The organism is Blautia hydrogenotrophica DSM 10507, assembly GCF_034356035.1.
GTDB classification, from domain to species: Bacteria; Bacillota; Clostridia; order Lachnospirales; family Lachnospiraceae; genus Blautia_A; species Blautia_A hydrogenotrophica.
In genome coordinates this window covers 2,320,226-2,333,452 of sequence record NZ_CP136423.1, presented here as the reverse complement: position 1 = coordinate 2,333,452, position 13,227 = coordinate 2,320,226, and the positions used below count along the sequence as shown (strand labels likewise).

Annotated in this window: 31 protein-coding genes; all 31 read left to right on the top strand. The window is 37.0% G+C overall.

Going from position 1 to position 13,227, the window contains the following annotated elements:
* The first annotated feature begins 30 nt into the window (after positions 1 to 30).
* Positions 31 to 279 carry a hypothetical protein gene (locus tag BLHYD_RS10970; protein WP_040350873.1) on the top strand — a complete coding sequence of 83 codons (249 nt, stop codon included), beginning with the start codon at positions 31 to 33 and terminating at the stop codon, positions 277 to 279.
* 164 nt (positions 280 to 443) lie between these two features.
* Positions 444 to 1,148, top strand: coding sequence for a hypothetical protein (locus BLHYD_RS10965; protein WP_242648409.1), 705 nt, complete (start codon positions 444 to 446; stop codon positions 1,146 to 1,148).
* Entirely contained in the window at positions 1,136 to 1,519 is a 384-nt protein-coding gene (locus BLHYD_RS10960) for a hypothetical protein (protein WP_005951472.1), read from the top strand. Before BLHYD_RS10965 ends, BLHYD_RS10960 begins: the two co-directional genes overlap by 13 nt.
* Positions 1,520 to 1,522: 3 nt before the next feature.
* A complete protein-coding gene (locus BLHYD_RS10955) occupies positions 1,523 to 1,786 on the top strand; it encodes a hypothetical protein (RefSeq protein ID WP_005951474.1) in 264 nt (87 codons plus the stop codon).
* A 2-nt stretch (positions 1,787 to 1,788) separates the two neighbouring features.
* Positions 1,789 to 2,001: a Lar family restriction alleviation protein gene (locus BLHYD_RS10950; RefSeq protein WP_005951476.1), complete on the top strand. Its 213-nt coding sequence runs from the start codon at positions 1,789 to 1,791 to the stop codon at positions 1,999 to 2,001.
* Positions 1,998 to 2,258 carry a hypothetical protein gene (locus BLHYD_RS10945; protein WP_005951478.1) on the top strand — a complete coding sequence of 87 codons (261 nt, stop codon included), beginning with the start codon at positions 1,998 to 2,000 and terminating at the stop codon, positions 2,256 to 2,258. The genes BLHYD_RS10950 and BLHYD_RS10945 overlap by 4 nt, the downstream gene beginning before the upstream one ends.
* Positions 2,255 to 2,752, top strand: coding sequence for an NUMOD4 domain-containing protein (locus BLHYD_RS10940; protein ID WP_005951480.1), 498 nt, complete (start codon positions 2,255 to 2,257; stop codon positions 2,750 to 2,752). The genes BLHYD_RS10945 and BLHYD_RS10940 overlap by 4 nt, the downstream gene beginning before the upstream one ends.
* Positions 2,742 to 3,245, top strand: a complete 504-nt coding sequence (locus tag BLHYD_RS10935; protein ID WP_005951481.1) for a hypothetical protein — start codon at positions 2,742 to 2,744, stop codon at positions 3,243 to 3,245. The genes BLHYD_RS10940 and BLHYD_RS10935 overlap by 11 nt, the downstream gene beginning before the upstream one ends.
* Before the next feature lie 151 nt (positions 3,246 to 3,396).
* Complete coding sequence (locus BLHYD_RS10930; RefSeq protein ID WP_005951483.1) at positions 3,397 to 3,825, top strand: YopX family protein; 429 nt, start codon at positions 3,397 to 3,399, stop codon at positions 3,823 to 3,825.
* On the top strand, positions 3,822 to 4,298 hold the full coding sequence (locus BLHYD_RS10925) for a hypothetical protein (RefSeq protein ID WP_005951485.1): 477 nt from the start codon (positions 3,822 to 3,824) through the stop codon (positions 4,296 to 4,298). The genes BLHYD_RS10930 and BLHYD_RS10925 overlap by 4 nt, the downstream gene beginning before the upstream one ends.
* Positions 4,299 to 4,302: 4 nt before the next feature.
* Positions 4,303 to 4,881, top strand: coding sequence for an NUMOD4 motif-containing HNH endonuclease (locus tag BLHYD_RS10920; protein WP_005951487.1), 579 nt, complete (start codon positions 4,303 to 4,305; stop codon positions 4,879 to 4,881).
* A gap of 284 nt (positions 4,882 to 5,165) precedes the next feature.
* A complete protein-coding gene (locus BLHYD_RS10915) occupies positions 5,166 to 5,630 on the top strand; it encodes an MBL fold metallo-hydrolase (protein WP_005951493.1) in 465 nt (154 codons plus the stop codon).
* Positions 5,631 to 6,004: 374 nt separating this feature from the next.
* On the top strand, positions 6,005 to 6,262 hold the full coding sequence (locus BLHYD_RS10910) for a hypothetical protein (protein ID WP_005951498.1): 258 nt from the start codon (positions 6,005 to 6,007) through the stop codon (positions 6,260 to 6,262).
* Complete coding sequence (locus tag BLHYD_RS10905) at positions 6,255 to 6,641, top strand: hypothetical protein (RefSeq protein ID WP_005951500.1); 387 nt, start codon at positions 6,255 to 6,257, stop codon at positions 6,639 to 6,641. Before BLHYD_RS10910 ends, BLHYD_RS10905 begins: the two co-directional genes overlap by 8 nt.
* Positions 6,642 to 6,644: 3 nt before the next feature.
* Entirely contained in the window at positions 6,645 to 6,758 is a 114-nt protein-coding gene (locus BLHYD_RS10900) for a helix-turn-helix domain-containing protein (protein ID WP_148391191.1), read from the top strand.
* Positions 6,759 to 6,841: 83 nt separating this feature from the next.
* Positions 6,842 to 7,081: a hypothetical protein gene (locus tag BLHYD_RS10895; protein WP_005951502.1), complete on the top strand. Its 240-nt coding sequence runs from the start codon at positions 6,842 to 6,844 to the stop codon at positions 7,079 to 7,081.
* A gap of 168 nt (positions 7,082 to 7,249) precedes the next feature.
* Positions 7,250 to 7,660 (top strand): hypothetical protein, encoded by a 411-nt coding sequence (locus tag BLHYD_RS10890; RefSeq protein ID WP_040350874.1) that lies wholly within the window; start codon positions 7,250 to 7,252, stop codon positions 7,658 to 7,660.
* Complete coding sequence (locus BLHYD_RS10885) at positions 7,657 to 7,941, top strand: hypothetical protein (RefSeq protein ID WP_005951508.1); 285 nt, start codon at positions 7,657 to 7,659, stop codon at positions 7,939 to 7,941. The genes BLHYD_RS10890 and BLHYD_RS10885 overlap by 4 nt, the downstream gene beginning before the upstream one ends.
* Positions 7,934 to 8,374 carry a single-stranded DNA-binding protein gene (locus tag BLHYD_RS10880; RefSeq protein WP_005951510.1) on the top strand — a complete coding sequence of 147 codons (441 nt, stop codon included), beginning with the start codon at positions 7,934 to 7,936 and terminating at the stop codon, positions 8,372 to 8,374. Before BLHYD_RS10885 ends, BLHYD_RS10880 begins: the two co-directional genes overlap by 8 nt.
* 15 nt (positions 8,375 to 8,389) lie before the next feature.
* Positions 8,390 to 8,755 carry an NUMOD4 domain-containing protein gene (locus tag BLHYD_RS10875; RefSeq protein WP_005951512.1) on the top strand — a complete coding sequence of 122 codons (366 nt, stop codon included), beginning with the start codon at positions 8,390 to 8,392 and terminating at the stop codon, positions 8,753 to 8,755.
* Between the two features lie 27 nt (positions 8,756 to 8,782).
* On the top strand, positions 8,783 to 9,010 hold the full coding sequence (locus tag BLHYD_RS17525) for a hypothetical protein (RefSeq protein WP_416387548.1): 228 nt from the start codon (positions 8,783 to 8,785) through the stop codon (positions 9,008 to 9,010).
* Positions 8,907 to 9,215, top strand: a complete 309-nt coding sequence (locus tag BLHYD_RS10870) for a hypothetical protein (protein WP_005951514.1) — start codon at positions 8,907 to 8,909, stop codon at positions 9,213 to 9,215. The genes BLHYD_RS17525 and BLHYD_RS10870 overlap by 104 nt, the downstream gene beginning before the upstream one ends.
* On the top strand, positions 9,212 to 9,364 hold the full coding sequence (locus BLHYD_RS10865; protein ID WP_155799593.1) for a hypothetical protein: 153 nt from the start codon (positions 9,212 to 9,214) through the stop codon (positions 9,362 to 9,364). Before BLHYD_RS10870 ends, BLHYD_RS10865 begins: the two co-directional genes overlap by 4 nt.
* Positions 9,365 to 9,367: 3 nt before the next feature.
* Complete coding sequence (locus BLHYD_RS10860; protein ID WP_005951516.1) at positions 9,368 to 9,955, top strand: GIY-YIG nuclease family protein; 588 nt, start codon at positions 9,368 to 9,370, stop codon at positions 9,953 to 9,955.
* Positions 9,952 to 10,149 carry a hypothetical protein gene (locus BLHYD_RS10855; RefSeq protein WP_005951518.1) on the top strand — a complete coding sequence of 66 codons (198 nt, stop codon included), beginning with the start codon at positions 9,952 to 9,954 and terminating at the stop codon, positions 10,147 to 10,149. Before BLHYD_RS10860 ends, BLHYD_RS10855 begins: the two co-directional genes overlap by 4 nt.
* A gap of 27 nt (positions 10,150 to 10,176) precedes the next feature.
* Positions 10,177 to 10,500 (top strand): BRO-N domain-containing protein, encoded by a 324-nt coding sequence (locus BLHYD_RS10850; protein ID WP_005951520.1) that lies wholly within the window; start codon positions 10,177 to 10,179, stop codon positions 10,498 to 10,500.
* Positions 10,501 to 10,669: 169 nt separating this feature from the next.
* Positions 10,670 to 10,906, top strand: coding sequence for a hypothetical protein (locus tag BLHYD_RS10845; protein WP_005951522.1), 237 nt, complete (start codon positions 10,670 to 10,672; stop codon positions 10,904 to 10,906).
* A gap of 2 nt (positions 10,907 to 10,908) precedes the next feature.
* A complete protein-coding gene (locus tag BLHYD_RS10840) occupies positions 10,909 to 11,688 on the top strand; it encodes a DUF6291 domain-containing protein (RefSeq protein ID WP_005951524.1) in 780 nt (259 codons plus the stop codon).
* Positions 11,594 to 12,415, top strand: coding sequence for an ATP-binding protein (locus tag BLHYD_RS10835; protein ID WP_081447165.1), 822 nt, complete (start codon positions 11,594 to 11,596; stop codon positions 12,413 to 12,415). The genes BLHYD_RS10840 and BLHYD_RS10835 overlap by 95 nt, the downstream gene beginning before the upstream one ends.
* Positions 12,416 to 12,472: 57 nt before the next feature.
* Entirely contained in the window at positions 12,473 to 12,760 is a 288-nt protein-coding gene (locus BLHYD_RS10830; RefSeq protein ID WP_005951528.1) for a hypothetical protein, read from the top strand.
* A 5-nt stretch (positions 12,761 to 12,765) separates the two neighbouring features.
* Complete coding sequence (locus BLHYD_RS10825) at positions 12,766 to 13,122, top strand: nucleoside triphosphate pyrophosphohydrolase family protein (RefSeq protein WP_005951530.1); 357 nt, start codon at positions 12,766 to 12,768, stop codon at positions 13,120 to 13,122.
* The last annotated feature ends 105 nt before the right edge of the window (positions 13,123 to 13,227 follow it).

Here is a 13,227-nt window from a genome sequence, read left to right as displayed (position 1 = left end):
CTGCGGACGTTTTTAATAGGGAGGACTGAAATGCAGAAACTAGGGAGGAAGATTACTTTAAAAGAACAGGAAGATTTTTATGTTGCACTTATGGGTGAAGATGTATGCTGCAATGGTGATAATAATCAATCAACAATAGAAGAACTAGACGAAGCAATAGATGACTGCATTGCGATGTTACAATATTCCATCGACGTTAATAACAAAGATGAAATTTTCTTTTGGAGAAAGCTTCTCCAGGGAAATAAGGTGCAGAGGAGGATGTTGTTGAACGCTTAAACGTATTGTGATGGCGAGCGGCGAACAATGTAATACCAAAGCCTTTGCGGGTTGGATGCAACCTAATGGTAGTCAAGAGGTAACGGATATGTGTATCAACACAATCCGGTATGCACTATTCATTAAGTTGGTCTGGTGGAAAAGATAGTACAGCAAGCATCATTTTGGCACACGAACATCAAGAACCCCTGGATTCTATCATTTTCGTAGAGGTTATGTACGATCTCAAGAATGGAATCAGTGGGGAAAATCCAAATCACATTAAATTTATTCGGGAAAAGGCAAAACCTTTGTTTGAAAGTTGGGGATATAGAGTTGAAATTTTAAGAGCGACAAGAGATTTTTTAGATTTTTTCAGCAGAGTCATAGAAAAGCCACGGAAACATATGGATCACAAAGGGAAAAAATTTGGATTTCCAACATATGGGAGATGCGGAGTAAAAAGAGATCTAAAACTGAAACCTATGGATGATTTTTATAAAACTATAGACGATGAAATTATTCAATATGTTGGTATATGTGCTGATGAAAGAAGAAGACTCGATTCCCTTCACAAACAAAATAATCGAATTTCTCTTTTAGAAAAATACAATATTACAGAAAAAATGGCAAAAGAAAAATGCGAAGAATATGAACTGTTAAGCCCAGTATACAGTTATTCGAAAAGGGGCGGTTGTTGGTTTTGTCCAAACGCTAAATTAGCAGAGCATAGAGAAATAAAGAGGATATTCCCGGATGTGTGGGAGCAATTTATAGGGTTAGAGAATGTACCTAATGTAGCTAACAATAAGTTCAATGTATTTGGTAAAAGTCTATATGAAATTAATAGAGAGTTAGAAAGTGAGGAGGTGAAATTATGCAGGAATTAGAGAAGATTTTGGAAGAGATAGATAAGGAAATTGCAAAGGAACGTGTAATATGCGAAGACTTGGAAGATACACCTGGATGGAGGTTGTACGAAAAAACGATGAATAGAGCAAAAGACATCATCCGCAAGCACATGAATGGCGGCTGGATACCGTGCGAGAAGAGGATGCCGGATAAGGAGGAATATTGTGGCGGGGACAGCAGGGGAATCCCGTGGCTTAAACGTTTAGAAATTGCATATATGACAGATACCGTGGAATACATACACGGATGTTATGATGGTTGCAAATGGTTTGATAAAAGATATGGAAAAATTGAAAATGTCATAGCGTGGAAAATCCATGAGCCATACCACCCGGAAAGGAGAAGATAGAGCATGAGACTGATTGACGCAGACAAGATAGATTTTAAAAAGGTGTTTGGTGGTAATTCAGAATTTGCAAGAGACATAATAGACGGAGCAAAAAGTTTAATCGACAGTCAACCGACAGCATTTGACAAGAAAAAGGTGATTGAGGAATTAAAAAGTCTAGCAGAGGATTCCAGAAAATATTGGAATGAATTTGATGATGAAGACGCTTTCGGAGAAATGAACGCATACACAAGAGCGATTGAGATTGTCGAGAAAGGTGGTATTTAAGCATGGGAGAAATCAAATTAAAGCCGTGTCCGTTTTGTGGAGGCGAGGCATTTATACATGAGATTTGTGAGGATTTTTTGGACGTTGGTTGGAAAATGAGAGGATTTGCGGGGAGTTGTAAAAAATGTCATGCAACAACCGAATACAATCAAGATAGAAATATAGCTATTCGAGCATGGAATAAACGAGCAGGAGAGGACGGTGTAGAGGAATGAAATACCCGGAAGAAATGTATTTAGACGCAGGGCTGTATGATGGCGACATGGATTGTGATGTGGAACACCGCAAAGAAAAAATAGTGAAATGTAGGAAAGAACATAAATGTTCTGTGTGTCAAAGCACGATAAATAAAGGTGACAGGGCGTTATATGAGAGCGGCTTTATGGATGGTGAGCCTGTTAGTAGTTATACATGCCTGAAATGTATAGAAAATTGGCTGGAAGAATCTGGTCAAGTGGAGGTAGAGGAATGACAGAGAAAGATTGTATTCGTGATGTTATAGGGTATGAGGGACTGTATACAGTTAATGTTTTAGGCGAAATATATAGTGTAAAAAGTAAAAAGAAATTGTCTCCATGCGTTAATAGATTTGGGTACATGAATGTGTGTCTATACAAGAATGGAAAACAAAAAACAGAAAAGGTTCATAGAATAGTTGCTAGCGCTTTCATACCCAATCCATTGAATAAAACACAGGTAAACCATATTGATGGAAATAAGAAAAATAATTGTGTATGGAATTTGGAATGGAATTATTGTTCGGAAAATGCACGCCATGCATTTGCGGTAGGACTAAGAAATGGAGTCGGTGTAAGAATTGTAGAAACTGGACAGGAATTTTCAAGTATATCCGAATGTGCTAGGTCGATAAATGGAAGTGACGCAAATATAGGAAAATGTATTACGGGAGAAAGAGATACTCATAAAGGTTTTCACTTTGAAAGGATAGAAAATTATGGGAATTGATGAAGCAGTTGAAATTATCAAAAGTATGAGACCAGGTTGCGGCGAGAAGCCGACATACACAGAAGGGGAATTGTGCAAGGCATACGATATGGCAATCAAAGCCCTCGAAGAAATCCAGCAGTACCGGGAAATCGGAACGGTGGAAGAATGCCGGGAGGCTAGCGAGAAGCAGAAGTCGAAGAAAATGAGACTACTTAACGAAAAGGATGTAATAAAAGCGGTAGACAAGCACACAAATGAAGATAATACACTGAATGATGATATAAGCTGTATTCTCGAAGAAGTGCCGACTGCATATGATGTGGAAGCAGTTTCCAAGGCGTTGAAAAACGAGATGGAATTTGTTGTAAGCGAATATCCAGTGTATGGGAAATATATTGAGAAAAATCGTGCGATTGAAATTTTACATTCTGGTGTTATTCCGCAAAAGTCACAGGAAGGTCCAGACGGAAAACGTCTGAGGGAACGGGAAGAATTTTTCGAGGAGAGATAATCATGGAGTGCAAAAATCATAGGTGCAAATATCATAAATCACGATCAATGATAACATCATTTTACGCAGGAAAAATAAGTATGATTCAAGGCTGCAAGTACGGATATTGCAAATTGAACGTAGATAAAGGAAGAAAGAAAAGGTGATGTGAATGAGCAGAGAAATTTTATTTAAGGCAAAGCGTAAGAACTGGCGGGAGCTGTCGCAAGAGGAATGGTGGGTTGAGGGAAATTTTATCACAGATGAAAAAGACGATCAAAAAGCATATATTGGTTATCTATTTGGTGTAGTAGATGGTGTAGTGGAGGATTTTGATATAGTGGAAATCAACCCCGAAACCCTCTGCCAGTACACAGGACTGACCGACAAGAACGGTAAGCGGATTTGGGAGAATGATATTGTCGAGCATGAAATCTCCTCTGTGCTTGGCGCAGTAGAATGGTATGCAGAAGATTACGTCGGCTGGTGGGTAAATGATGAATATCTTGGTAAACAGCAATTCACAGATGAGATGTGGGATGAATGTGTGGTGATCGGGAACATTTTTGACAATCCAGAATTATTAGGAGGTGCAGAATGAGTGAATTTGTTGTAAATACAGATATGTTTGGTCAGTATGTGAAGATACCAACAGGATATAACAAGGAGTTGCACATATATAAAGTAGTGTCACATTTTCAAAGCAATGTATACTGTGATGTTCCTATTGTAGCCTCATCCATCCCTGTTCCACATGAAAAACCATTTACAGGCTTGGATAGTTTGGAACATGTTTTAAATGTCATTCACTGTGGGATTGATGAATCGAAAGTTATCCGTGTGGCATTAAAGGATTGTGAGATTATGAAGAATAGAAATCAGACCAACGCCGACCGAATCAGGAATATGACGGATGAGGAATTGGCAAAGTTTTTATTGAACGCAGTTAAAAGTGAAGGAAATAGTTTGTTTGATTGTAAAGATTATCAATATACAAAAGAATGTCAAAGTTCAATCTGTAAAAACTGTAAATGCTATTTAAAATGGCTGAAAAGCCCGGCAGAAAGCGGGTGATAGATTGAAAGAAGAATGGAAATGGATAAAAGGTTACGAAGGAAGATATGCCATTTCCAACATGGGAAGGTTGAAAAGTTATCTAAAAAATAAAAATGGAATGGTTTTATCGCAGACTAATCAATTTGGGTGGTATTTTACAGTCGTTTTGAAAGATAAGTATGGAAAATCATCAACAAAAAGAATTCATGTTCTTGTTGCTGAACATTTTATTGGAGAAATTCCAAAAGGTTATCACGTTCATCATAAAGACGGAAACAGGCAAAACAATGTGGTTACAAATTTGGAAATTATACATCCAGCAAAACATTATAAAGAGACTCTAAAAACAAATCCTCAGATTGTATCAGGAATGAATCATTATAATCAGTACGAAAGACCAAGAGAAATTTTGATGTTTGATAAAGATGGTAATTACTTAGCTTCATTTCCAAACTCAAAAATTGCAGAAGAAATAACTGGTGTGTGCCATAGAAATATACTTCAGGTTGCAAGTAAAGATGAATACAAACCAGGAAAGATACGGAGCACAGCCGGAGGGTTTATCTGGAAATTCAAAGATGAAAGCGAGGTGGTGCAGTAGTGTTCATGAAAGTTATATCAACGGGTTCTCAGTCAGGTAATTGCTATGCTTTAACATCTGATTCCGGCGAAATTTTACTTTTGGATTTTGGATGTGAAGCAAATCGTATTTTGAGAGGAATCTCCTATAAAATTTCAAATGTTGTAGGTGCGGTGTTAAGTCATGAACATGGTTAAATACTGGGCGATCACTCAAAGTCTTATAAGTGGCTTTTCCAGAATGGAATACCGATTTACACTAACGATGAAGCAGAAGAACATTTTGAGATTGTCGCTGGCGAGAAGATGATAGGAAAACCTGAGAAAATACCATTCAAAGTAGGAAACTATATCATTATTCCGTTTTACTTGCCCCATGATGGAACACCTAATTTTGGTTTCTTAATTGAGCATGAAGAAATGGGAAAGTTGATATACGCCACAGATTTTGAATACATACCTTTTAGATTCAAAGTGCAGCGAGTGCAACATTGGTTAATTGAGTGCAACCACATGGACGATATGGTGAATAGGGATTCGGCGAAATATTCTCATGTTATTAAAGGGCATAGCAGTTTGTCAACAGTTAAGAAAATCATTGAGGTAAACAAAACGCCGGACTTGCGAAACGTGATTCTATGCCATTTGTCCAGAGATAACGCAGACCCAGTGGAAATGCAGAAGCAGATACAGGAAGTTGCCGGGAAGTGGTGTAATATTGCGGTTGCAAAAGCCGGAATGGGACTGAAATTAAGTAAATATCCGTGGTAGGAACTATCTATGTACGAACAGTTAAGTTTATTTGATTCAGAACAGAAAAAGGATAAGCCGAAAAAAGAAACATTGTTTGAACAGATACTGCCTGTGATTAAAAATCCACTTATTCCTTGTGCAAATTGTCTTTGCCGGTATTGCACCCATAATGTCGAGGAATTATACAATACGGTAAAACTGGAAGAAGTCGCAGATGAACCTTGTTTTATTTGTGATGAATGTCGAGTGTATTCCGGAGAATCTAATCATAAGATTTGCCGGAAATTAGACTGTGAGAATTTTATCATGTCCGATCATGGCGCAAAAAGAAACAGAAAAAGGTTCAAATTGATTACTTAGTAAATATCCGTTTTAGGGAGGAACAAATAAAAATGAAAGTCTGGATTACAAAATATGCTCTGACAGATGGGATTATTGAGGCTCTTGCATTTAAGTTGACATATAGGACATACATCATAATCCCTAAATACATCGGTACAAAATTAGGAATGTTTAGGCTAATGAATATACTTGATTACAGTGTATCTAAAAGTTCAGCTATTAAAGATGCTGAAGAAATGCGCCAGAAGAAAATCGCGAGTTTGAAACAGCAAATTAAGAAGTTGGAGGAAATGAGGTTTGATGTTTGATTTTAATAATGCAGAAATGGCCAAAGAAAAATTGAAAGAACTTGTAAATAAAAATGTTCCTAAAATGTCTTTAGATAAACTTTTGAAAATTGATAGATTTACTTATTTGAAATTTTACATAGACAAAGCCACAGAGTCAGAGATACGAGAAGCAAACACTTATTTCAATAAATATTGTGCGTATGGATATAACAATGGAAAAGACATTTTCAGCAATGAAGAATGTACATTTTATTGGGGATTGAAGCATGGGGAAATGATTACAGATGATAATGGTCTTGCAAGAAGATATTACCATTATATCAAACTTGGAGGAAGGGAACACAAGATTGAATTACTATTACAGTATCACCCAGATTGTTATGAAATTGAGGAATAAAGAATGAAATACCCAGCAATCGAAAAATATATGGCAGACCATAATTTGAGTCTGCGGGAATTTGCCAGACGGTGCGATATTCCAAGTTCTACCATGTGTCGGCTGCTGAATGGATAAACAGAGCCAAGTAAAGGAACGATAGATAAGATTCTGGCGGTGACGGGATTGAGTTATGAGGTTTGTTTTAGGGAGGATTTTTAATGTCGTATAGAAAATCTGGATATACCGATTTGGAAAAATGGAGGAAAACGGTTTCTAGGTATAATAAAAAATATTATAACAAGACAGCGTTATATTTGCCAAGAAAGTGGACAGAAAACGAAATTCAAATGCTGTTTGATGAAAATATCAGTGACCGCGAACTTTCAAAAAAGATACATAGATCAATGAAGTCTATTGTTATGAAAAGATATAGATTGAGTAAGGAGATAGAAAAATAATAATGGACTATTTTAAGAGATGCCCGAAATGCGGGCGGTATATGACGCCGCATCTTCAATACAAATTTGGATATTCATATACATTATGGGCTTGTGTATGTGGGTATTCAGAAGATGTTGGAGATACAAGAGCAGATAACAAAACAACTTATGTAGGAGGTGGAGCAAGTGACAGAACATAAAAGACTGACAACGAAAGAAAAATATCCTCATGGAGCAGAGGGAGTGTCAAAAGATAAACTGACAGGAAAATATTGTCGTGGAGTATTTGAAGCTACAGCTTGCGTGGAAAAACTGGCAGAATACGAAAACGCCGATGAGGGAGGACTTCTGGTGCGATTACCGTGTAAGGTTGGAGATACTTTATTTTGTTTTAGCCGTGGAAAGGTGTACCCTTTTAAGGCTCGTTGCATACGGATTTATAAAAAAAGGATAGAAATAGAATTGTGGTATGCCGGAGATGAAGAAAATTATAAATTTTGGCACATAACGATAGTTGAACAGGATATTGGATATAAGTTCTTCTTTACTAGAGAAGAAGCAGAGAAAGCATTGAAAGAAATGGAGAAAAAGGCATGAATGAATTTTGTATTGAATGGCTCAAGGGAGCTGATTATGCAGGCGTTACGGTTCAGTCGGGAACAGCGTTGAAAAGTAAACTGATGAGGTATGCGGAAAGCAGACCAGATGAAGTAAAGGTAATAGCAGAGAATGAAGATGGTTCCGCGTATTTCCATATCCCGATTAGTTACATAAAGTTAAGCCCACCACGGAAAGTATCAGAGGAACAACGGAAAGCTGCCGGAGAGCGTTTTAGAAGAATGTGGGAAGAAAAGAAGGGAGTAAATTACGATGAATAAAGTGATTTTGATGGGAAGATTGGTTCGTGATCCAGAGGTTAGATATACTACAGGCGAAAAGCCAATGGCAGTTGCCAGATACACCCTTGCGGTGGATAGAAGGTTTAAGAAAAAAGGCGAACAAACGGCAGATTTTATTAATTGCGTATGTTTTGGAAAGACAGGGGAATTTGCACAGTTGTATTTACACCAGGGAATGAAAATGCTGATTGTTGGTTCATGGCAGACCGGTTCCTATACTAATAAAGAAGGGCAGAAGGTGTATACGCATGAGTGCATTGTGAATGAGCATTATTTCTGCGAAAGCAAAAGCGAAGGGAATTTCACTCCTTCACAGAATCCTGTACAACAATCTTATACACAAAATGCTATGGTTGATTCAGAGGGATTTATGCAAATTCCGACAGATATGGAAGAGCTTCCATTTAATTAAAATGGAGGTGTTCTATTGGAAATCTGGAAAGATGTTATTGGAGCGGAAGAATTTTATGAAATAAGTAGTTTAGGTAGAATACGAAATAAAATAACAAAAAATATATTGAAACCATCTAAAAGCGGAAAATATAGACACATTCAATTAAAATACGGTATAAACAAAAATGTGCTAATACATAGATTGGTTGCCGAAGCATTTATACCAAATCCATTTAATTTCAGGTGTGTAAATCATATTGATGAAAACAAAGAAAATAACAGTGCTGATAATTTGGAATGGTGTACATATCAATATAATTGCAAATATGGAAAAGGAGCTTTGAAAAGAAATTCAAAGATTATACAGTATGATATGTGTGAGAATGCAATTAAAATATAGGAAAGTATAAAAGAAGCCTCGGAATCATTGGGATTATTATATCAAGGAATTTCTATGTGTTGTAGAAACAAGCGTAAAACATGTGGTGGTTATATGTGGTCGTTTGCTTCGTTAGAAGATGTAAGAAAATATTCTGAAAAGAGGTGGTTTGATGGCAAAAGGAATTATTGTATTAGACGAAATTCCAAAGTCATGCGTAGATTGTCCTATGTATTATCACGCAGAAGATATGAGTCTCGGAAAATTCAAATATGAACGTCTGTATAAATGCAAAATTATGCCGGAAGAAGTTGAGCAAGTATATTTAGAGGATATATTACATAAAAAGCCTGTTTGGTGCAAGATACGTCCGATTCCAGATAAACTAGAATCAGACAGTAGGAACGCTTACGAAGACTTTGATTACGTTAGCGGTTGGAACGCCTGTTTGGACGAAATAGAAAGGAATGGTGAAAAATGAATGAATGTTGCGGAACCTGCGAATACCATGTTCCCGGTGAAATTCCGGGTGAGAGTGACTGGATTTGCAATAATGCGGAGGCAGAGGAATATGCCCTGGAAACAGAGTATTCCTACTGCTGTGAAATGTATGAGGAAAGGAAGCGATAATTATTGAGCCAAGCCAGAAAGAACATAGCAAGGGTGAAATCCATTCAGCGGCAGAATATTCAGCGATTAAAGAAATTAAATCCAGACATTGACAGCAAGAGTGGCATATACTTTCTGACACGGAATGAACCGCAGATATACATAGGACAGGCGCGACACCTTGATGAGAGATTGGCAAGCCACTTGTCTGGATATGAACAGCACATAGATAGATCATTGAAAGCTCATGGTTTGTATTCAGAAGATAACCCATACGGATATAAAGTGAATTTCTTGCACTACCCGAAAAGCAAGCTGGATGAAATGGAACAGTATTACATTCAACTTTATGCGGAAAAAGGATGGGCATTGAAGAACAAGACCGCCGGTTCTCAGGGAGTTGGGAAAGTCAAGATTGCGGATTTCAAGCCAGCAAAAGGATATATGGATGGGTTAAAGCAGGGTCGAAAGAATTTGGCAAAAGAGCTGTCTCATATTATCGACAAACACCTGACCGTTCAGCTCCGGGAGGACAAGCAGAACAATAAGGTGTCTCAAAAGGCATTGGAGAAGTTCAACAGATTGTTGGATGAAAGGAGTTATGAGGAATGAGTCAAGAGTTTTATACGCCTTTGACGCCAAAATTTAGGGGCGAAATCAATGATTCTATAAACAGTCAACTTGCAGAACTAAACACTTGTGAGCGAAACACTTTTGTATCTATACAAGAAATATCATTAAATGTCACGAAAAATTTGATAAGAGCCTTGCCGGACGGTTATCCATTGCGGATGAAGAAGGATTAAGAAAACGAAACGGAGGATTCAGTAAGTATGAGAAATGATTTACAAATTTTTGAAAATGAGGAATTTGGCAAAGTTAGAACAATTATTATTGATGGAGAATCATGGTTCGTTGGAAAGGATGTTGCTACTGCACTTGGTTATAAGGATACATCTGATGCATTAAAACGACATGTGCAGTACGATGATAAGCTGACAAGGTATTTCACCGACTCAGGTCAAAGCAGAGAGATGTATGTGGTAAATGAATCTGGATTATACGCTTTGATTTTTGGAAGCAATTTTGTGAAAATTCCTGAGTATCAACAGTTAAAATTTTTTGAGGCAGCTAACAGAGAGTTGGCGATGAAATAATTAACATTTCTACTAAAGATAAAACCCGGAAACGGGGCAATTCTAATTACAAAAGATAAAAGGCGATTCTGCCCGAAATTCCAATATTTAATCATGTTAGATCACTATGCAAAACAGTAATAAATGGATAATGATGGAACCTTTTTTAGTGACTTTATAAGGAGAAAAAATGATTTTCAAAATTTGGGAAGAACTAACAGAACCTGAAGTAAATAGTATAAAAAGAAAACTATGTACCAAATGTGCACATTTTTCAGGGATGGGAGAGAAAAATAACATGCTTTATAGATTTTGCAATTATAGCGAAAATACGGGGAAATGTAGGCTCTGTGACCCGAGAAAGTGCAAAGAGTTAGGATATTTTAAATCAAAAAAGAAGAAACGTTGCAAAAAAATTGAGGAATAAAGATGAGAGATAGCTTTATTTTTTATAAAACATTTTATGATTGCATCAAAGAACTGCCGAAAAAAAGTGGATACTCTCTTTATAATGCTGTTTTCGAATATGTATTCAATGGACGCGAACCTGAATTGAAAGGGATAGAACTAGGAATTTTCTCCATGATAAAGGTACAAATTGATGCAAATAATTTACGGTATTCAAATGGGAAAAAGGGTGGTAGGCCCAAAAAATCAAAAACCATCGGTTATGAAAATCAAAAACCATTGGTTTCAAAAAATAGATACAATATAGAAACCGATGGTTATAAAAATATGGAAGAGATAAATAACCAAACTAAAACCGAAGGTTATTTTGAAACACAAGAAGTAATTGGAGAAATAAAACTCCAAAAAAAACCTAATGAAAATGTAAATGAAAATGTTAATGTAAATGAAAATGATAAAAAAACATATATGTGTGGTTTTGAACGTGTATGGAATGCATACCCAAGAAAAAAAGAAAAGGCCAAGGCCTATAAGTGTTATATGGCACGTTTGGCGGATGGATTTTCGGAAGACGAATTGGAGACAGCAGTTAAAAGATATGCTGATGAGTGCAAAAAGAATCACACAGAGGAGCGTTATATCAAACTTGGTGCTACATTTTTAGGCCCTAACACTCCGTTTGTTGATTATCTAGGAGGAATGAAGGATGAACCTGAGAGAAAAATTGGAAAGCTTACATTCTCTGAGGAACTTAGACAAGCCGCAGAATCTTACAACGGAGATTTCGACGGATTTGAGTGAGTGTCCTGTATGTGGCGGAATCGGTTGGATAATAAGCATTAATGAGTTTGGGCAAAAAGAAGCGGTGTCTTGTAAATGCCGAGAAAACATACTTTTGAAACAAAGAATATCATTCGCTGATATTCCGCCGGTTTATAAAGAAACTCGACTTAATAACTTTACACTAAGTGCATATCAAAATCCGTCTGAAAAGAGGATTGCTACAGCAGCCTGTAAGAAAATAAAAACATATCTCGATTATTTTAGTGAATATAAAAAATCTGGATTAGGCCTGTATCTGTATTCGGAGACAAAGGGAAGCGGAAAAACAAGAATGGCTGCTAGTCTTGCAAATAAGTTTTTGGATGATGGTTATGTGGTTAAATTTGCTACAAGTTCTCGCATTCTGAATGCAATCAAAAAAACTTATGACAAAGACAGTAAACAAAAAGAAAATGAGCTTTTGGAAGATTTGGCGACGACAGATATCTTGTTTATTGATGATTTTGGAAGTGAAAATCTCACAGGCTGGGTAAATGATAAATTTTATCACATTATTAACGAGCGATACATAAACAAAAAGTTGACTTTTTTCACAAGTAATGTAGCTGTTGAGCACCTTGATTATGATGATCGGATAAAAAGTCGAGTACAGGATATGACTTATCAGATACCATTTCCAGAGGAGAGCGTGCGACAGACGCAGGCAAGGGAGCGGAATAAAAAATTGCTTTCTGAAATTTTGTAACTAGAATTAAAAATATATATCATACTAGGGATTGGAGAGTACCAGAAGGAGAAATATATGAAAATTAATCTTGACGAGAAATATTTTGTTGAAACAGATCGGTTAAATTATATTTTGAAAGAGAGAGGCACATCAAGGAAGAGCGGAAGAGAGGTAGAGCGTACAATCGGGTATTATGGTAGTATGACAACTTTGGCGGAAAGATATCTAGAAGAGCGACAAAAAGCGATTATGGACGATTCTACGGTTAATCTGGATGAATATGTAAAATTGGTTGAGGAAAGCAATCAAAAGGCTGTATCGAGATTATACGATGTTTTACGGCTATATCCAAAGAAAGGGTGATAAGAATGATAGAGATTGAAAACATGATTGATGAACGGCAGCAGAAGCTTCGCCAGATCGCAGATCACTACCAGGAAAAGCAGCTTTGGAAGCTGGCAGAGGAGTGCGGTGAGCTGGTCCAGGCATTGAGCAAGTATGTATTGACAGGGGACAAGTGCCCTGCGATTGAAGAGATCGCAGACGTAAAGAATGTGGCCCCGCAGGTGGAATATTTGTTAGAGATTGGGGATGATGTGGAGCTGATGATGGAGTATAAGCTTGACCGTACAATCAAAGAGATGGAAAAGCGGCAAAAGAAAGTCTTAGAAAAACTGAACTGCGGAATAACAGGTATGAGGAACTGGAAAAACAAGGACGCTTGATAGTTCTTCCCGTTGCTGTCGGAAGTACTGTATACGAAATCATTGAAGAGTCTGTACCGTATCACCATTTTTACATAAACAGCTATACAGTAGAGGATGTATCAG